Annotated in this window: 16 protein-coding genes; 7 read left to right on the plus strand and 9 right to left on the minus strand. The window is 72.5% G+C overall.

Going from position 1 to position 18,337, the window contains the following annotated elements; all coding sequences use genetic code 11:
- Positions 1–2 precede the first annotated feature (2 nt).
- Together ACGF3I_RS21140 and ACGF3I_RS21145 are read left to right on the plus strand one after the other, a co-directional pair.
- Complete coding sequence (locus ACGF3I_RS21140; RefSeq protein ID WP_393134210.1) at positions 3–938, plus strand: STM4011 family radical SAM protein; 936 nt, start codon at positions 3–5, stop codon at positions 936–938.
- A gap of 147 nt (positions 939–1,085) precedes the next feature.
- Positions 1,086–2,471 carry an Ig-like domain-containing protein gene (locus ACGF3I_RS21145; protein ID WP_393134212.1) on the plus strand — a complete coding sequence of 462 codons (1,386 nt, stop codon included), beginning with the start codon at positions 1,086–1,088 and terminating at the stop codon, positions 2,469–2,471.
- A gap of 239 nt (positions 2,472–2,710) precedes the next feature.
- Here the strand turns inward: ACGF3I_RS21145 and ACGF3I_RS21150 are convergent, their stop codons facing one another.
- From ACGF3I_RS21150 to ACGF3I_RS21165, 4 genes are all read right to left on the minus strand, one after another.
- On the minus strand, positions 2,711–3,058 hold the full coding sequence (locus ACGF3I_RS21150) for a hypothetical protein (protein ID WP_393134214.1): 348 nt from the start codon (positions 3,056–3,058) through the stop codon (positions 2,711–2,713).
- A gap of 12 nt (positions 3,059–3,070) precedes the next feature.
- The gene (locus ACGF3I_RS21155) at positions 3,071–5,767 is read right to left on the minus strand and encodes a DNRLRE domain-containing protein (protein WP_393134216.1); all 2,697 of its coding nucleotides are present in this window, start codon (positions 5,765–5,767) and stop codon (positions 3,071–3,073) included.
- Between the two features lie 239 nt (positions 5,768–6,006).
- Positions 6,007–6,453, minus strand: coding sequence for a nuclear transport factor 2 family protein (locus tag ACGF3I_RS21160; RefSeq protein ID WP_393134218.1), 447 nt, complete (start codon positions 6,451–6,453; stop codon positions 6,007–6,009).
- Positions 6,454–6,596: 143 nt separating this feature from the next.
- Complete coding sequence (locus ACGF3I_RS21165; protein WP_393134220.1) at positions 6,597–7,517, minus strand: zinc-binding dehydrogenase; 921 nt, start codon at positions 7,515–7,517, stop codon at positions 6,597–6,599.
- Between the two features lie 111 nt (positions 7,518–7,628).
- Here ACGF3I_RS21165 and ACGF3I_RS21170 point away from each other — a divergent pair, with 111 nt between their 5' ends.
- The gene (locus tag ACGF3I_RS21170; protein WP_393134222.1) at positions 7,629–8,621 is read left to right on the plus strand and encodes a LysR family transcriptional regulator; all 993 of its coding nucleotides are present in this window, start codon (positions 7,629–7,631) and stop codon (positions 8,619–8,621) included.
- Here the strand turns inward: ACGF3I_RS21170 and ACGF3I_RS21175 are convergent.
- From ACGF3I_RS21175 to ACGF3I_RS21185, 3 genes are all read right to left on the minus strand, one after another.
- Positions 8,603–9,019: a hypothetical protein gene (locus ACGF3I_RS21175; protein ID WP_393134224.1), complete on the minus strand. Its 417-nt coding sequence runs from the start codon at positions 9,017–9,019 to the stop codon at positions 8,603–8,605. The genes ACGF3I_RS21170 and ACGF3I_RS21175 overlap by 19 nt on opposite strands.
- Positions 9,020–9,170: 151 nt before the next feature.
- Complete coding sequence (locus ACGF3I_RS21180; protein WP_393134226.1) at positions 9,171–9,410, minus strand: DUF5133 domain-containing protein; 240 nt, start codon at positions 9,408–9,410, stop codon at positions 9,171–9,173.
- A gap of 226 nt (positions 9,411–9,636) precedes the next feature.
- On the minus strand, positions 9,637–10,161 hold the full coding sequence (locus tag ACGF3I_RS21185; RefSeq protein ID WP_393134228.1) for a CGNR zinc finger domain-containing protein: 525 nt from the start codon (positions 10,159–10,161) through the stop codon (positions 9,637–9,639).
- 108 nt (positions 10,162–10,269) lie between these two features.
- On the opposite strand from ACGF3I_RS21185, the gene ACGF3I_RS21190 reads away from it, so the two are divergent.
- The 4 genes from ACGF3I_RS21190 to ACGF3I_RS21205 all read left to right on the plus strand — a co-directional run bounded on the left by ACGF3I_RS21190 (position 10,270) and on the right by ACGF3I_RS21205 (position 16,008).
- The gene (locus ACGF3I_RS21190; protein WP_393134230.1) at positions 10,270–11,151 is read left to right on the plus strand and encodes an alpha/beta fold hydrolase; all 882 of its coding nucleotides are present in this window, start codon (positions 10,270–10,272) and stop codon (positions 11,149–11,151) included.
- 158 nt (positions 11,152–11,309) lie between these two features.
- Positions 11,310–12,779: an aldehyde dehydrogenase family protein gene (locus tag ACGF3I_RS21195; protein WP_393134232.1), complete on the plus strand. Its 1,470-nt coding sequence runs from the start codon at positions 11,310–11,312 to the stop codon at positions 12,777–12,779.
- 67 nt (positions 12,780–12,846) lie between these two features.
- A complete protein-coding gene (locus ACGF3I_RS21200; protein ID WP_393134234.1) occupies positions 12,847–14,415 on the plus strand; it encodes an APC family permease in 1,569 nt (522 codons plus the stop codon).
- Between the two features lie 33 nt (positions 14,416–14,448).
- Complete coding sequence (locus ACGF3I_RS21205) at positions 14,449–16,008, plus strand: GMC family oxidoreductase (protein WP_393134236.1); 1,560 nt, start codon at positions 14,449–14,451, stop codon at positions 16,006–16,008.
- A gap of 55 nt (positions 16,009–16,063) precedes the next feature.
- On the opposite strand, the gene ACGF3I_RS21210 is transcribed toward ACGF3I_RS21205, so the two are convergent.
- Together ACGF3I_RS21210 and ACGF3I_RS21215 are read right to left on the minus strand one after the other, a co-directional pair.
- Positions 16,064–17,578: a cryptochrome/photolyase family protein gene (locus ACGF3I_RS21210; RefSeq protein ID WP_393134238.1), complete on the minus strand. Its 1,515-nt coding sequence runs from the start codon at positions 17,576–17,578 to the stop codon at positions 16,064–16,066.
- Positions 17,579–17,834: 256 nt separating this feature from the next.
- Positions 17,835–18,215, minus strand: a complete 381-nt coding sequence (locus ACGF3I_RS21215) for an FKBP-type peptidyl-prolyl cis-trans isomerase (protein ID WP_393134240.1) — start codon at positions 18,213–18,215, stop codon at positions 17,835–17,837.
- Positions 18,216–18,337: the final 122 nt, after the last annotated feature.

The following is an 18,337-nucleotide window of genomic DNA, read 5'->3' on the forward strand; positions in this document are numbered from 1 at the left end:
CCGTGGACCTGACCCTGCTCTACCGCGGCCCGCTCGCCTCCTGCGACTACGACTGTCCCTACTGCCCGTTCGCCAAGCGGCGGGACACCACCGCCCAACTCCGCGCGGACCGCGCCGCGTTGGGGCGTTTCACCACCTGGGCCGAGGCCCAGCGTGAGGACCGCCTGTCCGTGCTCTTCACCCCTTGGGGCGAGGGCCTGACCCGCTCGTGGTACCGCGAGGCCCTCGTGCGACTGTCCCACCACGAGCATGTGCGGCGCGTCGCCATCCAGACCAACCTCAGCTGCCGCACCGACTGGCTCGACGGGGCCGACCGGGACACGGTGGCCCTGTGGTGCACCTACCACCCGGGACAGACACCGCACGAGCGCTTCCTCGCCAAGACCCGCCGGCTGGACGAGATGGGTGTCCGCTTCAGCGTCGGCGTGGTGGGTCTTCCCGAGCACCTGGGGGCGGCGGCGCGGCTGCGCGAGGAGCTTCCGGAGCACGTGTACCTCTGGGTGAACGCCGCCGAAGGGCACACCTACACGGACGAGCAGGCCGCCCCGTGGTCGGCGATCGACCCGCTCTTCCCCTTCAGCCGCCACCCGCACCGCTCGGCCGGCCTGCCGTGCCGCACCGGCGCGTCGGTGATCTCGGTGGACGGGGACGGCGCGGTCCGGCGCTGCCACTTCGTCCGCGCCGAGCTGGGCAACCTGTACGACGGTTCCTACCGTGCCGCACTCGCCCCGCGCCCCTGCCCGCTGGCCACGTGCGACTGCCACATCGGCTATGTGCACCTGGAGTCCCTGCCGCTGTACGACGTCTTCGCCGGCGGCGTCCTGGAGCGCATACCGCGCACCGCGCCGGTCCCGCTGCGCGCGCAGACCGTGCTGCCCGTGCTGGAAGGAGCGGGCCCGGTACCGGGCCGAGCCGCACGTCCCGTCCGCGGCGGTTGATGCAACCGGGGGGTCCGCTACACCCGTTCGGGGTCATCGCCGACGGCGCGGTCATATGATCCTTTCCGAGGTCTGCTGTGATGACGCCACCCCGCTGTCGATGCTTGGGAGGGCCGCACGGTGAGACCCCGCCTCAGGAACTGGAGCATGGCGCTGGCCGCCGCCGGCGCCATGACGATGGCAGCCGCGGCGCCCACGCCCGCCTCGTCGCACTCCGCGCCCTCGACCGTCCCGCTCCTCGCGGACACGGCGCTCGAAGCGCTGTTGGGCAAGGAGCCGGCGGGCGGGCGGTGCGCAGGGAGCTGCGCGGTGAGCCCGTGCACTCCCGCGGGCTTCTGGGACGAGAACCGGCTGCACGAGATCGACGACACCGACCGGCGCCAACTCGCGCTCGGGCGGGCCGACTTGGCCACAGGGCCGGGGGTGTCGCCGGACGCGGCCGAACCGGCCGACGCGCTGTCGGTCCGGCTGAAGACCGACGGTCGGCTCACGGACGTGAGCGCCACCGACGCCCAGGGACGCCATCTGCCCGGCCGCATCAGCGACGACGGAACCTGCTGGCACAGTACGGCTCCGCTGCGGGCCGGCACCCGCTACCACGTACACGCCACGGCGGAGGACGAGGACGGCACGCCGGGGCAGGCGAGTTGGGCCGTGCGCACCGCGCGGCCCCGGGCGGGCAGCGGCCGGCTCACGGCCTCCTTCGGCCCGACGGCCGGGGTCTACGGGGTGGGGCAGCCCGTCGTCGCCGAACTGTCCCGGCCCGTCCCGGCCGACGACGCCCAGGCCCGCAGGCTGGTGGAACAGTCCCTTCAGGTCACCTCGCAGCCCTCGGTGCAGGGGGCCTGGCACTGGGTGGACGACAGCACCCTGCACTACCGGCCCCGGACGTACTGGCCGGCCCACGCGACGATCCAGGCCCGCAGCGGCCTCGACCGGGTGCGCGTGAGCGGTTCGCTGTACGGCGGCCCGTCGCAGCCGCTCAGCCTCACCACCGGGGACCGCATCGAGGCCGTCACCGATGTCGCGGCCCACGAGATGACCGTCAAGCGCAACGGCCGCACGGTCAGGACGATCCCCGTCACCACGGGCAAGCAGGGCTTCCGTACGCGGGAGGGCATCAAGGTGGTGCTGGGCAAGGAGCGCGCGGTGCGGATGCGGGGCGACTCCATCGGCATCGCCCGGGGCACCAGCGAGTCCTACGACCTCCCCGTCTCCTACGCCACGCGGCTCACCTGGAGCGGCGAGTACGTCCACGCCGCGCCCTGGTCCCTCGAATCCCAGGGTGCCGAGGACGTCAGCCACGGCTGCACCGGCATGTCCACGGACGACGCGGCCTGGTTCTTCAACACCGTCCGCCCCGGCGACATCGTCGACGTCGTGCACGGATACGGCGCCCCCATGACCGCGTTCGACAACGGGTACGGCGACTGGAACCTGACCTGGAAGCAGTGGCGCAAGGGCAGTTCGCCGGCGCCGTCGTCCGCACCCGCGAACTCCGTGGTTCCGGCGCGCCTGCGCCCCCTGACCTGACCGTCGGGCTTCGGCAACTGGCCTGACAGGCACGGCAGTTGCTCATAGGGCGGGGGGGGGGGGCGGGGGGGGGGGCGGCGCGGGGGCGCCCGGCGGCCCCCCCCGGCCGGGGGGGGGGGGGGGGCGGCGGGGGGGGGGCCGGGGGGGGCGCCGGGGGCGCCCCCTCCGGGGGCCCCCCCGGCCGGGCGCCCCCCCCGGGGGCCGCCCCCCCCCGGGGGGGGCCCCCCCCCCCGCGCCGCCTAGCCCCAGGGGAAGGCGGCGTTCTGGTTGAGCGTGCCCACGGCGAGGCCGCCGACGCAGGCGATCAGCCAGTCCGCCGAGGCCCACCGCCTGGCCAGCCGGTGTACCGCGGCCCCTGCCTGCGCCGGCAGGACGCAGCCGGTCAGGACGATGGCCACGAGGTCGGAGTAGCCGATGTCCTGGTGGCGCGTCAGCGCGTAACCGGTGGTCGTCGCCAAGGTGGCGAGGATCAGGTTGCGCAGATCGACGGTGCCCAGCGACGGGAGGCCGGCCCCGCGTGCGCCGCGGACCGTGTACGCGATCAGCGCGGCGACCTCGGCCGCGACGACCAAGAGCGCGATCAGCATGAGCGCCTCCTCTCAGAACTTGCAGGCCTTCTGGATCGCCGGGATGCCGAGCAGGGCCTTGATGGCCGCCCGCTGCGGGGAGCTGAGCTTGCGGCGCTTGGCGTACGTCTGGATGAGCTTGGCGGTCTTCTTGACACCGATCCGCTTCACCAGGCGCACGGCGGTCACCACGCGGCCGGAGGACCCCACCGGGGTGAACATGGCGATGAAGCCGGCGACGGTGGTGGCGCACCACAGGATCTTCTTGGTGGTGGACCACCAGGACGGGTCGATGACGACGGGGAAGGCGCTGTTCGCGTCGAACTCGACATGCTGGATCAGCTTGTCGCCCACCACCCGGTAACCGGTGGGCAGGTCCTTGCCGTTCGCGTCCTTGGCCCAGGGCGCGGCGAAGAATCCGGCGGGCTCCTTCAGCGGGGCCTTCTCCGCGTTGTCGTCGCCCTCGGAGTACAGGGACACGGAACCGTCGTCGTGGGTGACGGCCTTCATCCCCGCGGGGATCGTGAAGCCGGTCTCGTAGTCGTGCGGCGCGGAGCCGTCCTTGAGGATGTTGAGCGTGCGGGAGCCGCCGTCGGTGGTGGGCTGCACCACCGTGTCGACCGGGCCCGACGAGGTGTAGACGACGTTGCCGCCCACCTGGGTGCCCTTGGTGGTCGCCTGGGGAATGGTGAGCGCGGCGGGCATCTGGGCGTTCTTGATGTCGATGCGGTTGTTCTTGCCGTCCCAGGGGACCGCCACGGTGTTCTCCTCGGTCGTGGCGATCGAGGCGTACGTGGCGTCGGAAGCGGTGGCGGCCGTGATGTCCGCGGCGTCCGAGTGGAGGTTGGCGAGACCCAGCGCGTGTTCCGCCGCGGTGGGCCTCCAGGAGGTGTCCACGGTGAAGCGGACGGCGTCGGACCAGCCGTTGGCGTAGTGGGTGCCGTCGTAGGTGGTGGTGCGGAAGCTGTAGGTGTGGCCCGAGATCAGTTTGCCGGCCGGAACCTTCACGCTGGAGGTGCTGTTGGCGGGCGCCGGCTCGGCGTTGACCGTCGCGACGACCTTGTTCGTGGCGGTGTCGGTGATCTCATAGGTTCCGGTGATCTGGTCCTCGCCGTCGGTGTCCACCGTGGAGAACCGGAGGGTCGGCGTGGTCGAGTTCACCTTGAAGATGCCGCCCTGGGACAGGAACGGCGTACCCGCCTGGAGGTTGGTGCCGTTGTACGGGCGGTAGTTGTAGGTGACTTCGAGGGTGGGGACCTGCTTCTGGTCGGGGGCCTCGGAGGAGTAGAACCGCTTCCATGCGTAGGTGTCGGACTCGTCCGCCGCCTTCAGCGCGATGGATCCCTCCTCGGCCTTCTCCGAGGACCAGCTCTGCGCGAGCTTGGTGATGTCCGCGCTCGCCCATCCGGCGTTGGAGCACGTGGCCGACTTGGTGTCGGTGGAGGTGGCGATCTTCTCCTTGAGCGCCGGCTGCCTGGTCCAGCGGGTGTTCTTGTCCGCGGGGTCGGCGGCCCAGACCTCCCATCCGCGCTTCTCGCACGACCAGGCGTGGTAGTTCCACATCTTCAGCGTCGCCTTGGAGACCAGGGCGTCGGCGAAGTTCGCGGTGCGGAAGGTCAGGAACGAGCGGGCGGTGCGCTTGGTGGACCCGGCCGTGTCGCCGGGCCAGCCGATCTTCAGGTCGGTGTTCGAGGACTGGTCGGTGGTGTCACCGCCCTGCACGAACGTGTCGAAGAGGGTGTCCAGGGTGTCGGTGGCCGGATCGATCGTCACCGGGTAGCGGGTCGTGGGATCGCTCAGCCACCGCGCGTCCGGGGTGAGGGTGAACTCCACGGTGTTGCCCTGCTGGGCGACCTTCATCGCGACCGGCCTGGTGTTGGTGCGCTCCAGGGACTTCGCGTCCACGGTGGCGTCCCACATGCGCGGCGCCGGCATCACCGCCCGCTCCTCGCCCTGCGCGTCGGTGAAGGACACCGAACCGTCGGCGTTGGGGGTGGCCTTCACTCCGTCGGGCACCGTCATGGGCAGCACCATCGGTGCACCGCTGTCGGGGGCCCTGTTCAGGCGCAGGAACTGCTCGAACCCCGTGCGGGTGGCTTCCACGATCAGGTCGCCGCCGGGCACGGCCTCCCGGTAGGTGGCGACGTTCCCCTCCAGGACCGGGGCGGGCAGGCCCGCCTTCCACCGCACCGCGAGGCGGTCCTTGCCGGTGCCGAGGGTGATGAGGTCGCGCGCCTCGGACGCCGGGGCCTGGGCCGCGCCGGCGATCGACCGGGGCAGCGCTCCGCCCTTGCCGGCCAGCCGCAGCTGCTTGGGGTGCGCCTCGGCCGTGACCCTGCCGTCCGGCGCGGCCTTGAGGTCGACGTCGACGTCCACCCACTTGCCGTCGCGGATCATGCGGATCGGGCCGGCGGCCATCTCCCGGGTGAGGGTGCCGTCGGGGTTGGCGTGGACGGTGTCGGTCTCGGTGCGCAGCTGCAGCACCTCCACCGGCCGGTCCTGCACCGCCGCGGCCGCCTGCGCGGCCTCGACGCTCTCGGCCTCCTTGATCGGATCGGCCTTGAACGCCGCGAGGTCCTTCTCCAGGCCCGCCAACTCCCGCTCGAACGCGGCCGCTTCCGCGTCGTCCGCGGCCGAAGGCTCGGCGATGGCGTGCGGTGTAGACGTCAGGACGGCGCCTACGGTCAGCATTGCTATGCCCGCGGTGCGGGCACGCCAGCTGTACTTCACGTGCAACTCCAGGTGCAAGGTGGCGATCCGGGCCCCGGGTGGGGGCACGCGGGATCGCCGCGGCAACCGGCAGCCGGATGGGGCATGCCGATTACCGCCTCCAAAGTGGGGGTTTTGACCTGGACTTTACTTGCCTTGACCAGTACTTGGTCAACTGGGGTGGGGAAGGTGCGTACCCGGGGCGTCTGCCGGCCGGACTCCCGGCCCGGCCCGGCTCCCGTCGGCCGCCGGATCTCACCTCACGCCCGACCCTGTACGCCGAGCGGCCCCGTACCGGCGTCCCCGGGGAAGAGGGCCGCGGCCACATGCCGGGTGTCCGCGTATTCGACGACCGCGGTGATGCGGCCGTCCTGGACGGTGTAGATCCCGATGCAGCGGTTGTCGTACGTGCCGCCGTGCACGGTCTCGGCCGTGGAGGTCCACTCGGCGACCACGCGGTCGCCCTCGGCGATGGTCCCGACCAGCTCGACGCGCATCGTCCCGGGGACCAGCAACGGCCCCATGCCGCCAAGAAAGTCGTCGACGATCGCGTCGCGGCCCCGCCACACCTTCGAGATCGGCAGGTCTCCCGGGTAGTGCCAGGTCGCGTCCTCGGCGAAGCTGTCGCGGATGACGGCGGCATCGCCGTCGCGGACGGCCTCGACGTAGCGGATGACGACGGCGCGGGGCGAAAGGGTCTCGGTCATGATCGGAATCCTTCTCTTCACTGGACACGTTGGTGGGACACGTCGGTGGGACGCATCGGTTGGGACACGCAGGCGGGGCACGCCGAGGGGGTGCGTCGCCGGCGCCACATCGGTTGTCGTGGCGGCCACTTGGGGGCGCGGGCTCAGGACAGGGTGAGCACCGCCTTCCCGCGGATGCGCCGGTCGCGGAGGTCGGTGAGGGCGGTCGCTGTGTGCGCCCAGTCCGCCACGCGACCGATCTCGGGGTGCAGCCGACCCTGCGCCGTCAGGTGCACCAGGGTCGCGAGGTCGTGGCCGATCGTGGTGTCGGCGTCGAGGTAGTGGAAGTGGCGGATGACGGCCGACTCGGGGCCGTTGAAGAAGTCGAAGAAGTCGAGGGTCGCCGCGCGGCGGCCTGCCTGCCCGAACCAGATGAGCAGGCCGCGGCGCGCGAGCCGCGCGAGCGCCCCGGCAAGGGCCTCGCCGCCCGTCGACTCCAGCACGATGTCGTACGGTCCGTGCGCGTCGGACAGGTCGTGGACGACCCGGGCGGCCCCCAGTTCGGCGAGCCGGGCACCGCGCTCGGCGTCCCGGGTCACCGCGGTCACCTCCGCTCCCGCCGCGGCCGCGAGCTCGGTCACGTAGTGGCCCACGCCTCCGGACGCCCCGGTCAGCAGCACCCGGCGCCCCAGCACCGGCCCCGCCGCGCGCAGCAGCCGCAGCGCGGTGAGACCGGCCAGGGGCAGCGCCGCGCCCCGCACCGCGCCGACGCTGTCCGGCAGAACCGCCAGCGCGCTGGTCGGCACCGCCGCGAACTCCGCCCAGCCGCCTCCCATGGGGTGGCCCACGACCCTGGCGAAGCCGGCCGGCCCCGTCCCGTCCGCGGCGGGCTGCACCACGAGTCCCGCGACGTCCTTGCCCGGGCGCTCTCCCCGCACCGGCGCCTCCAGCTTGAAGGTCTCACCCCGGTTCACCGAGAAGGCCTCCACCCGTACCAGCACCTCATCGGGGCGCGGCGTCGGCTCGGGCACTTCGGCGATGACGACGGGTTGCGCGGGGTCCCCGGTCGGCAGGAACGCTCTCATCTCTGGCCTCCTCGGCTTGACTTGAGGCAACCTCACCGCACGCGGCAGCAGCCCGGCCAACAACGCATGCGCTCGGCCGACAACACTTGGTTGTCCTATATGGTCAGCGGCATGGACCTCGACCTCGCCCTGGTCCGCGCATTCGTCGCGACCGCCGAAACGCTGCACTTCGGGCGCGCCGCCGAACGGCTCGGGACCAGCCAGCAGGCTCTGTCCAAACGCGTCGCCCGCCTGGAAACCCTGCTGGCGGTCAGCCTGTTCGAGCGCGAGGGCGGCACCCGGCTGACGAGCGCCGGCCGGCGTTTCGAGCCCGCCGCCCGCGAAGCCCTGGCCGCGGGGGCCCGGGCGGTCGCCGCCGTCCAGGGAGGCGGGGCCGCTCTGCGCATCGACGTCTGGGGGCATCTGTACGCCCCCATGCGCACCGTCGCCCAGGCCGTCGAGGCCCTGGACGCCGTACGCCTCGAACCGGGCCCCGCACGGGACTGGCCGTCGGCCGCTCAGGCCCTCCTGCGCGCGGACACCGACCTCGGCTTCGGCCGCGTCCACCCCCTGCCTCCCGGCCGCGCCACCGGCACGGCCCACCGGCTCGTCCGTCTGGAGCCGGTCGATGTGCTGCTCAGCGCCTCGCATCCGCTGGCCGGCGCCGCCCAACTGCGCCCCGCCGATCTGCGGGACACCACCCTGTGGTCCCCCGCCGAACTCACCCGCCTCGACTTCCTGCGGCGATTCGCCGACGCCTTCGGTCTCACCCGGCGCCAGGACGGCCCCAACCTCGGCCTGGACCACCTGGTTCAGCACATCGGCAACGACCCGGGCTGCTTCACGCTCTTCCCCAGCGATGCCCCGCTCCCCCACCACAGTGGGCTGCGCTCCATTCCCCTCACCGCGCCGACGCCGCTTTACGCCTGGTCACTGGCCTGGCGCGAGAGCCACCCGCACCCCCAACTCCCGGCACTCCTCGACGCCTTCACGCGAACGGGCCGGGCCCACCGCTGGCTCGACTACGACCCCGCGCAGGACTGGCTGCCCGACACCGACCACGCCCAACTCGGGTCCGTGGCAGGGGGCCGGGCGCACCACGCCGCTCAGTGGGGGCGGGGGTAGACCCCGCACGAGGTGATCGGCTTGCCCTTCGCGTCGTCGAGGCAGACGCCGGCGTAGGAGCCGCCGCCGACGACGTTCGCGGGGAGCGTGGCGGGGACCGAGGTCACCGTGTTGCAGTGGGTGCTGCTGCTCCTGGCGCCGAGCGGGTTGGCATAGCCGTCGAAGACGCTGTACCAGACCCGCCGGCACCCTTTGGAGGTCAGCGTCCCGGTGAAGGTGGCCGCGCGGTTGGACCAGCGCAGGGTGCCCTTGATGGAGCTGCCCGCCCCGTCGGTGACGTACACGGCGGTGGTGGGTACGGCGGCGCCGGCCGCTGCGGCTGAGGGCGCGGCGAGTGCCGTGGAAGCGGCGACGGCCGCCAGGGTGACGAGGGTGAGAACGGGGGGTCGGCGCAGCACGACACGTCTCCTTCGCTGTCGGCGGGTCGCCGTGACGAGGGTCCCGACTCCCGCGGGGTGCCCGGAGCTTAGCGTGTTGCCCGCCGTCAGGCAGCGCGCGTGCGCCGCGACTGCTCGGCGCCGGCGCCGCTCGCCGCGGCGCGAGGCATCCCTACGCCGCGATGCCGGTGCGCTGCTTCCCGGCGGCGGCGCGCTCGGGCTGGCTGAGGATGAGGTCGGCCGCGACGATCGCGTCCTGCACGCACGTCGTCGAGGTCGCCGCACACAGGGCCTGGACGATGGCGTCGATTTCCCCGGACACGTCCCGGGCTCGGCTGTGCGCTTGGGTGATGCGCGCCTCCGCGTATCGGGCAAGGAGAACGCGGAGCGTCTTGGCGCGGGGCTCAGGCATCGGGGTGCGACCCTCTCGTCATGGCTTTTGACCAACGGGTTCCCCGTCGGTCGCTTCGTATGCGTTCCCGTGCCGATCGCGCCGCAACCCGGGAGGGCGAGCCCATCACGCGGGAGCCGTGCCGCGGTTGAGCCATGATCGTGTCGAGCGGCCGGTTCAGGCGTACGGAACCGACCTGGCCCCCGCGGCGCCGGTCGCTGCGAAGGCCCGGTCGCCCGCGCGGGCCCTATCCGGCGCGCGGGCCCTCCTCGGGCTCCGGCGCCTCGCGCACGCGGGCCTGGTGGCGGCGGGCCTTGAGGCGGTTTCCGCACGTCTTCATGGAGCACCACCGCGCCGTGTTGGCGCGGCTGCGGTCCAGGAGGAACAGGCGGCACTCCGGGTTCTCACAGAGGCGCAGACGGCCGGGCAGGCGTTCCTTGACGTCCGCCCAGGCGAGGACGAGTTCCACGGCGAGCCTGCGCTCGGGCGCCACTTCCAGGTGCCAGGTGACGCCCGACGCGCCGGCTTGCGGCGTCTTGCGGACGCCCGCCAGGACCCGGCGCAGCCGGGACTCCGCCGGCTCCCCCGACTCCGCCGCCCGGATCGCGTCACGCGCGGCGCGCAGCCGGCGGCGCTCCTCGTCGCCGCCGTGGCCGCCGTGCGCGCGCACCCACCGGCCCAGGTCACCGCCCTCGCTCCACAGGTCCCGGCCCTCGCCGTCGATGACGGGGGTGCTGTTCAGCGCCTCCAGCATGGCTTCGTCGTCCAGCATGGCCGCCACCTTCCTGACTAACTGCATCGGGCCGATTGACAGGTTACTCCACGCGGCGTCTACTGGACGGGCGAGAGTAACCATCAAAATGGCTCTAAGGGGTTAGTCATGACCGAGGTCACCCACCGCTTCGCCACCGTCGAGGGGCACCGCGTCTTCTACCGCGAGGCCGGCCCCCGCGAGGCGCCCACGCTCGTGCTCCTGCACGGATTCCCCACCAGCTCGCGCATGTTCCGCCGGCTCATCCCGGCGCTGGCCGATCGGTTCCACCTCATCGCGCCGGACCACCTGGGCTTCGGCCTCTCGGACACGCCCTCCGTGGACGCGTTCCCGTACGGCTTCGACGCGCTCACCGACATCACCCAGGCGCTGCTGGCCCAGCTCGGCGTCACCCGCTACGCCCTCTACGTCCAGGACTACGGCGCGCCGATCGGCTGGCGGCTCGCGCTGCGCGACCCGGAGGCGGTCACCGCGGTCATCACGCAGAACGGCAACGCCTACGAGGACGGGTTCGTACCGGAGTTCTGGAAGCCCGTGCGGGAGTACTGGGCGAACCCCGGCCCGGAGACCGAGCCGGCCGTCCGCGGCGCCCTCTCGCTCGACGCGATCCGCTGGCAGTACCTCAACGGCGTGGACCGGCCCGAGCTGGTCGATCCCGACACCTGGGCGGCCGACCACCGCGACGTCAGCCGGCCGGGCAACGACCTCGTCCAGCTCGCCCTGTTCCTCGACTACGCCTCCAATCCCCCGCTCTACCCGAAGGTGCACGCCTACTTCCGGGAGCGTCGGGTGCCGCTGCTCGCGGTCTGGGGCGCGGGGGACGAGATCTTCGGGCCCGACGGGGCGCGGGCCTTCACCAGGGACCTGCCGGACGCGGAGGTCCACCTCGTTCCCGGGGGCGGGCACTTCCTCCTGGAGAGCCATCTCGACACGGTGGCCGGATACATCCGCGGGTTCCTGACGACGCCCGGCAAGGCCGCGTCCGCATGACGGCCCACGGCCCGGACCGGCCCGGACCGTCCCCCCGTGCGGGCCGGTCCGGGCCGTGTTACGTCTGGCAGGCCGACCGTCCGTCCCCCGGACGGTCCGTGCGGCACCGGCCCGAGGGGCCGTGCCGCCGCCCCTGACGGCCTGACCTGGAGGATGCCATGCCCGAGCTGTTCATCGGCGGCCGGTGGACGGTGGCTGCGCAGGGGCACAAGCGGGAGATCCGATGCCCCGCCGACGGCACCCTCGTCGCCCAGGTGGACGAAGCGGGGCCGCAGGACGCGGCCGCCGCCGTGGCCGCCGCCCGCGAGGCATTCGACCGGGGCCCCTGGCCGCGCACCCCCGTCGCGGACCGGGCGGCCTTGCTGCTGCGCGTCGCCGACCTCCTCGTACGCGACAAGGCCGCCTTCGCGCGTGCGGAGTCGCTCGACACGGGCAAGCGCATGGTCGAGTCGGAGTACGACATGGACGACATCGCGAACTGCTTCCGCTACTTCGGCAACCTCGCCGCGGCCGGCGGCACCGACCGGGTCGTCGACACCGGCACGCCGACGGTCGACAGCCGTGTCGTCCACGAGCCGGTCGGCGTCTGCACCCTGATCACGCCCTGGAACTACCCGCTGCTGCAGACCGCCTGGAAGGTCGCACCCGCGCTCGCCGCGGGCAACACCTTCGTCCTCAAGCCGAGCGAGCTGACCCCGCACACGGCGATCATGCTGATGCGGATCCTCACCGAGGCCGGGCTGCCGCCGGGCGCCGCCAATCTGGTGCTCGGCACCGGAGCGTCGGTCGGCGCGCCGCTGACCACGGACGCGCGCGTGGACCTGGTCTCCTTCACCGGCGGCCTGGCCACCGGCCGCGGCATCATGGCCGCCGCCGCGCCCACCGTGAAGAAGATCGCGCTCGAACTCGGCGGCAAGAACCCCAACATCGTCTTCGCCGACGCGGACTTCGACGCCGCGGTCGACTACGCGCTGATGGCCGTGTTCCTGCACTCCGGGCAGGTCTGCTCGGCCGGGGCGCGGCTGCTGGTGGAGGACGAGCTGCACGACCGTTTCGTCGACGAACTCGCCGCACGCGCCGGGCGGATCCGCATGGGCGGCCCCTTCGACGAGCACGCCCGCACCGGCCCGCTGATCTCGGCCGCGCACCGCGACAAGGTGGAGGCGTACGTCGCCGCCGGCATCGCCGAGGGCGCGGTGCTGCGGCTCGGCGGCGCCCGGCCCGACGATCCGGCCCTCGCGGACGGCTTCTACTACCCGCCGACCATCCTCGACGAGTGCACCCCCCAGATGTCCGTCGTCCAGGACGAGTCGTTCGGCCCGGTCGTCACCGTCGAGCGGTTCCGTGGTGAGGCCGAGGCGGTGGCGCTCGCGAACGACACCGTCTACGGCCTCGCGGGCGCGGTGTGGACGACGGACGAGGGCAAGGGGCACCGCGTGGCCGCCGGCCTGCGCGTCGGCACGGTCTGGATCAACGACTTCCACCCCTATGTCCCGCAGGCGGAATGGGGCGGCATGAAGCAGTCGGGCGTGGGCCGCGAGCTGGGCCCGGCGGGGCTCGCCGAGTACTGCGAGGCCAAGCACGTCTGGCGCAACACCGCGCCCGAGCCCCAGCGCTGGTTCGACTGACCACCGGCGGCCCGAGCCGCTCGCCCGCCGCCCCTGACCCTGCCCGTACGGAACGAGGAGACCAGTCATGGCGGACACCCCGCCCGGCCCGGACGAACCGGCCACGAACGCGTCCTCGGACCAGGACGCGGCACTCACCGAGCTGGGCTACAAGCCCGGACTCAAGCGGACGCTCGGCAACTTCCACACCTTCGCCGCCGGCATCAGCTACATCTCCATCCTGACCGGCACCTTCCAGCTGTTCTACTTCGGCGTCAGCTTCGGCGGGCCCGCCTACTGGTGGTCCTGGCCGATGGTCTTCATCGGCCAGTTGATGGTGGCGCTGTGCTTCTGCGAGCTCGCCGCCCGCTTCCCCGTCGCGGGGTCGGTCTACAACTGGTCCAAGCACGCCGGCGGCCCCCATGTCGGGTGGCTGGCGGGCTGGATGATGACGGTGGCCACGATGGTGTCCCTGGCCGCCGTCGCCCTCGCCTACCAACTGACGCTGCCTCAGATCTCCAGCGTCTTCCAGGTGATCGGCGACGGCACGGGCCAGTACGACAAGGCCGCGAACGCGGTGCTGCTCGGCACGGTCCTGATCCTGTTCACCACCGTGGTGAACGCGTTCGGCGTCAAGCTGATGGCCACCATCAACTCCGCGGGCGTGTTCATCGAGCTCATCGCGGCCGTCGTCCTGATCGGCCTGCTCGCCGCGCACATCACGCGCGGCCCGAGCGCCCTGGTGCAGACCGCCGGCTACGGACAGGGGCAGTCGCTCGGCTACCTCGGCGCGTTCCTCACCGCCTCGCTGGCGTCGGCGTACGTGATGTACGGATTCGACACGGCGTCCTCGCTCGGTGAGGAGTCCATCGACCCCTCCCGCAACGCACCGCGTGCCATCCTGCGCGCGCTCATCGCCTCCTTCCTCCTCGGCGGCCTGATCCTGCTCTTCGCGCTGCTGGCCGCTCCCGACCTGCACGCCAAGGAGCTGTCCGTGGACGGCCTGCAGTACGTGGTGAAGGCAGCGCTCGGCCACACCGTCGGCGTGGTGGTGCTGTGGTGCGTCATCATCGCGATCACCGTGTGCGCGCTGTCGGTGCAGACCGCCGGGCTGCGGCTCGCCTTCGCGATGGCCCGGGACAACAACCTGCCCGGAGGCTCCAAACTCGCCCGGCTCAGCCCCAGGTTCCAGACCCCCGTCCTCGCCACGTGCCTGATCGGGGTCGTGGCCATCGCGATCCTGGTCGTCAACATCAACCAGCCGCAGATCTTCTCCGTCGTCACCAGCATCGCCATCGTGATGATCTACATCGCCTATCTGCTGGTGACGCTCCCCCTGCTGATCCTGCGGCTGCGCGGCCGCTGGACGACGGCGTCCCACGGATTCTCGCTGGGCCGGTTCGGGATCCCGGTGAACATCCTGGCCGTGCTCTGGGGCGCCGCCATGACGGTCAACCTGCTGTGGCCGCGCCCCGCGGTCTACAACGCGGACGGGCCCCAGCACTGGTACCTGCGCTGGGGCGGCGTCCTGTTCGTCGGCGTCGTCGGGGTCGGCGGGTTCCTCTACTACTGGTTCATCCAGCGCAAGAAGACCGGGGTGCTCGCCGAGCACTCCTCCAGCGGCCCGGCCGGGCCGCTGGGCCATGGCGCGCCGTAGGGGCGCGGGCCCGACGCCGGCCAGTGACAAGGAGTGGATGTGGACGAGTTCGACTATGTGGTGGTCGGCGGCGGCACCGCCGGATGCGTCGTCGCCGCCCGCCTGAGCGAGGACCCGTCGGTCACGGTCTGCCTCCTCGAAGCGGGGCCCAGCGACGTCGGCGACGAGAACGTGCTGCGCCTGGAGCGCTGGATGGGCCTGCTGGAGTCCGGCTACGACTGGGACTATCCGGTCGAACCGCAGGAGCACGGCAACAGTTTCATGCGGCACGCCCGTGCGCGGGTGCTCGGCGGCTGCTCCTCGCACAACTCCTGCATCGCCTTCTGGGCGCCCGCCGAAGACCTCGACGCCTGGGCGGCGGCGGGCTGTTCGGGCTGGGGCGCGGCCGACACCTTCCCGCTCTACCGGCGCCTGGAGACCAACGACGCCCCCGGTGACCACCACGGCCGCAGCGGCCCGGTCAAGATCCGTACCGTCCGGCCCGACGACCCGTGCGGCAGCGCCGTCCTGGCGGCGTGCGCCGAGGCCGGCATCCCCACGGCCTCCTTCAACACCGGCACGACGGTCCTGCGGGGCGCCGGCTGGTTCCAGATCAACTCCGACGAGGACAACATCCGCCAGTCCGCCTCCGTCGCGTATCTGCACCCCGTGCTCGGCAAGCGCCCGAACCTCGAGGTGCGCACCGGGGTACGGGCCAAGCGGCTGCTGATCGACGCCAACAGGCGCTGCACGGGCGCCGTCTACCTCGACCCGGACCTCGTCCACTCGCGTACCGTCACCGCGCGGCGCGAGACGGTCGTCAGCTGCGGCGCGATCGACACCCCCAAGCTGCTGATGCTCTCGGGCGTCGGGCCCGCGGCCCACCTGCGGGACGTGGGTGTGGACGTCGTCCTGGACGCGCCCGGCGTGGGCGAGAACCTCCAGGACCATCCGGAGGGCGTGATCATGTGGGAGGCGCGGCGGCCCATGGTGACCACGTCCCAGCAGTGGTGGGAGATCGGCATCTTCGCCGACACCCGGCCGGGTCTGGACCGGCCGGACCTGATGTTCCACTACGGCTCGATGCCGTTCGACATGAACACCTACCGGCGCGGCTATCCGACGAGCGAGAACGCGTTCTGCCTCACGCCGAACGTGACCCGGGCCCGCTCGCGCGGCACCGTGCGGCTGCGCACGCGCGACTTCCGGGACAAGCCGCGCGTCGACCCGCGCTACTTCACCGACGAGCACGACGTGCGGGTGATGACGTACGGACTGAGGCTGGCCCGCGAGATCGCCGCGCAGCCCGCGCTGGAACCCTGGGCCGGGGCCGAACTCGCGCCGGGTCCGGACGTACGCACCGACGACGAGCTGCTGCACTACATCGCCACCACGCACAACACGGTCTACCACCCGTCCTGCACGGTGAAGATGGGGGCGGACGACGACCCGAGCGCCCCGCTCGACGCCCGGCTGCGGGTCAAGGGCATCGAGGGACTGCGGGTCGCCGACGGCTCGGCGATGCCGGACCTCGTCACCGTCAATCCGTGCATCACGACGATGATGATCGGCGAGAAGTGCGCCGACATGCTGAAGGAGGACGCCGGGCGGTGACGGGAGTGGCCCGCGCGCGGCGCGCCCGGGCTGCCGGGACGCCGCGCCACGGGCGTCAGTCCTCGCGCGCGGCTTCCTGCTCCAGGAGCGCGTCGAGGTCCCGCAGCCGGTCGAGGCCGCGCACCGCCTGCGTCATCCGCGCGTTGTGTTCGAAGCGGTCGCGGTGGCGGTGCAGCAGGTTCCAGTATCCGGCGGTGAACGGACAGGCGTCCTCGCCGACCCGCACGGACGGCTTGTAGCGGCACGGGCGGCAGAAGTCGCTCATGCGGTCGATGTAGGCGCCGCCGGAGGTGTAGGGCTTGGTGGTCATGCGCCCGCCGTCCGCGTACTGCGACATGCCGACCACGTTCGGCACCATGACCCAGTCGTAGCCGTCCACGAAGCTGCGGTGGAACCAGTCGGTCACGGCCCGGGGTTCCCAGCCCCGCTGCAGTGCGAAGCTGCCCAGGATCATCAGGCGCGGGATGTGGTGCGTCCAGCCGGTCTCCCTGACCTGACCGAGAACGTGGGAGAGGCAGTTCGCCTCCGTGCCCTCCGGCGACAGCTCGGTGAACCAGTCGGGCAGCGGCGCGTGATGGCGCAGGACGTTGCCGGCGCGGTACCGGTCACCGAAGTACCAGTAGAGGTGCCAGACGAACTCCCGCCATCCGGCGATCTGCCGCACGAAGCCCTCGGCGCTGTTGAGCGGCGCGTCGCCCGAGCGCCAGCGCTCCTCGGCGAGTTCGACGCACTCGGCGGGGTCGAGCAGACCGAGGTTGAGGGAGGAGGAGAGCAGGCTGTGGCTCATGGTCGGGTCGTCCGCCAGGACCGCGTCCTCGTACGCACCGAACGTCGCGAGGCGGTGGTCGGCGAAGCGGCGCAGGGCCGCGAGGGCCTCGCGGCGGGTGGCGGGGAAGGCGCGCGGGGCGTCCTCGCCCACGAACGCGACGTCGCCGTCCCGCGACCAGCGGTCGAGGTCGGCCCGCACCTCGGCGTCGATGTCGCTCTCGTTCGGCCGGTAGGGCGGCGGGACGTCCAGGACGCGGGCGCCGCGCGGCGGGGGCTGCCGGTTGTCGTGGTCCAGGTTCCACCGGCCGCCCGCCGGACGGTCGGCGTCCATCAGCAGCTCGTGCGTCTGCCGCACCCACCGGTAGAAGTCCTCCTGGCGCAGGCGCTCGGCGCCGCCGTGGCCGTCCGCCCAGGTCTTGAACTCGTCGTGGGTCACCAGGAAGCCGCGCGCGGGCAGGACCCGTACGGAGGGGAGGGACTTCACGAACGCGAGCGCCCGGTGGGACGTGGGATGGTGCACCGTGACGCCGCCGTCCCGCGCCACCTGGCTCAGGCCCTCGCGGTAGGTGTCCGCCTTGACGTAACGCACCCGGTCGCCCAGCTCGGCCGCCCGATGGCGCATCGCGGAGAGGATCAGGTGTGCCTTGGCGCGGTGGAAACGCCGTCGCCGGAAGACGGCGCGGGACTCGATCATCAGGAGCGGCGCGCCGCGGCGCGGGCCGCCGCGACCGGGGTCGATGAAGTGCGGACCGAGCTGGTCGCCGAACAGCCAGTGGACCGCGGTGTGTTCTTCGGACGCCATGCCGCTCCCTCTCGTCGCCTGCCGGGCCGGCCCGTCCCCCCGTCACGGCCCCGGCCGTCACGGCCACCCTGCCCCGATCCGACGGTTCGGCCGCGCCCCACGGCGCCCACGCCACACGGATGGCCCTGGCGGCCTGGGCCGGGCGGCGGGCCAGGTGCCGCTCGACGCGGCCCGGGGCTTCGGGCTTCGGGCTTCGGGACGACGACGGGGCCGGCCGTCCTGGCGGCCGACCCCGTCCCATGACATCTGGCGGCGGCTACTTCACGCCGAGCAGGTCCACGACGAAGACGAGGGTCTCCCCCGGCCTGATCGCGGGACCGGCCCCGCGGTCGCCGTAGCCCAGGTGGGCGGGGATGACCAGCCGGCGACGGCCGCCGACCTTCATCCCCTTCACGCCCATGTCCCAGCCCTTGATGACCTCACCGGCCAGCAGGTTGAACTCGAACGCCTCCCCCCGGTTCCAGCTCGCGTCGAACTCCTGCCCCGTCGAGTGCGCGACGCCCACGTAGTGGACGGTGACCCGGCTCCCCTTCACCGCCTCGTCCCCCTCCCCCACCCACAGGTCCTTGATCTCCAGGAACTGCGGCGCCCTGCCCCGCGGTACCTCGATCACAGGCCGTTCCAGATCCCTGCTCATCGGCCACACTCCCCATCAGGGCCCCGGACGTCCGGGGCCGTGTCGTACCTGCACACTGGTCGTCCACGACGACCCGCACCACGCTACCGACCCTCCGACGCGGCCCGGTCACACGTCCGGCC

It is taken from the genome of Streptomyces sp. NPDC048111 (assembly GCF_043202815.1).
Taxonomy (GTDB): domain Bacteria; phylum Actinomycetota; class Actinomycetes; order Streptomycetales; family Streptomycetaceae; genus Streptomyces.

Excerpts from the sequence above, each read along its gene's own strand:
- ACGF3I_RS21145 (WP_393134212.1), top strand. The coding sequence starts at position 1,086 with ATGGCGCTGGCCGCCGCCGGCGCCATGACGATGGCAGCCGCGGCGCCC.
- ACGF3I_RS21150 (WP_393134214.1), bottom strand. The coding sequence starts at position 3,058 with ATGCTGATCGCGCTCTTGGTCGTCGCGGCCGAGGTCGCCGCGCTGATC.
- ACGF3I_RS21160 (WP_393134218.1), bottom strand. The coding sequence starts at position 6,453 with ATGACCGAGACCCTTTCGCCCCGCGCCGTCGTCATCCGCTACGTCGAG.
- ACGF3I_RS21165 (WP_393134220.1), bottom strand. The coding sequence starts at position 7,517 with ATGAGAGCGTTCCTGCCGACCGGGGACCCCGCGCAACCCGTCGTCATC.
- ACGF3I_RS21170 (WP_393134222.1), top strand. The coding sequence starts at position 7,629 with ATGGACCTCGACCTCGCCCTGGTCCGCGCATTCGTCGCGACCGCCGAA.
- ACGF3I_RS21180 (WP_393134226.1), bottom strand. The coding sequence starts at position 9,410 with ATGCCTGAGCCCCGCGCCAAGACGCTCCGCGTTCTCCTTGCCCGATAC.
- ACGF3I_RS21185 (WP_393134228.1), bottom strand. The coding sequence starts at position 10,161 with ATGCTGGACGACGAAGCCATGCTGGAGGCGCTGAACAGCACCCCCGTC.
- ACGF3I_RS21190 (WP_393134230.1), top strand. The coding sequence starts at position 10,270 with ATGACCGAGGTCACCCACCGCTTCGCCACCGTCGAGGGGCACCGCGTC.
- ACGF3I_RS21195 (WP_393134232.1), top strand. The coding sequence starts at position 11,310 with ATGCCCGAGCTGTTCATCGGCGGCCGGTGGACGGTGGCTGCGCAGGGG.
- ACGF3I_RS21200 (WP_393134234.1), top strand. The coding sequence starts at position 12,847 with ATGGCGGACACCCCGCCCGGCCCGGACGAACCGGCCACGAACGCGTCC.
- ACGF3I_RS21210 (WP_393134238.1), bottom strand. The coding sequence starts at position 17,578 with ATGGCGTCCGAAGAACACACCGCGGTCCACTGGCTGTTCGGCGACCAG.
- ACGF3I_RS21215 (WP_393134240.1), bottom strand. The coding sequence starts at position 18,215 with ATGAGCAGGGATCTGGAACGGCCTGTGATCGAGGTACCGCGGGGCAGG.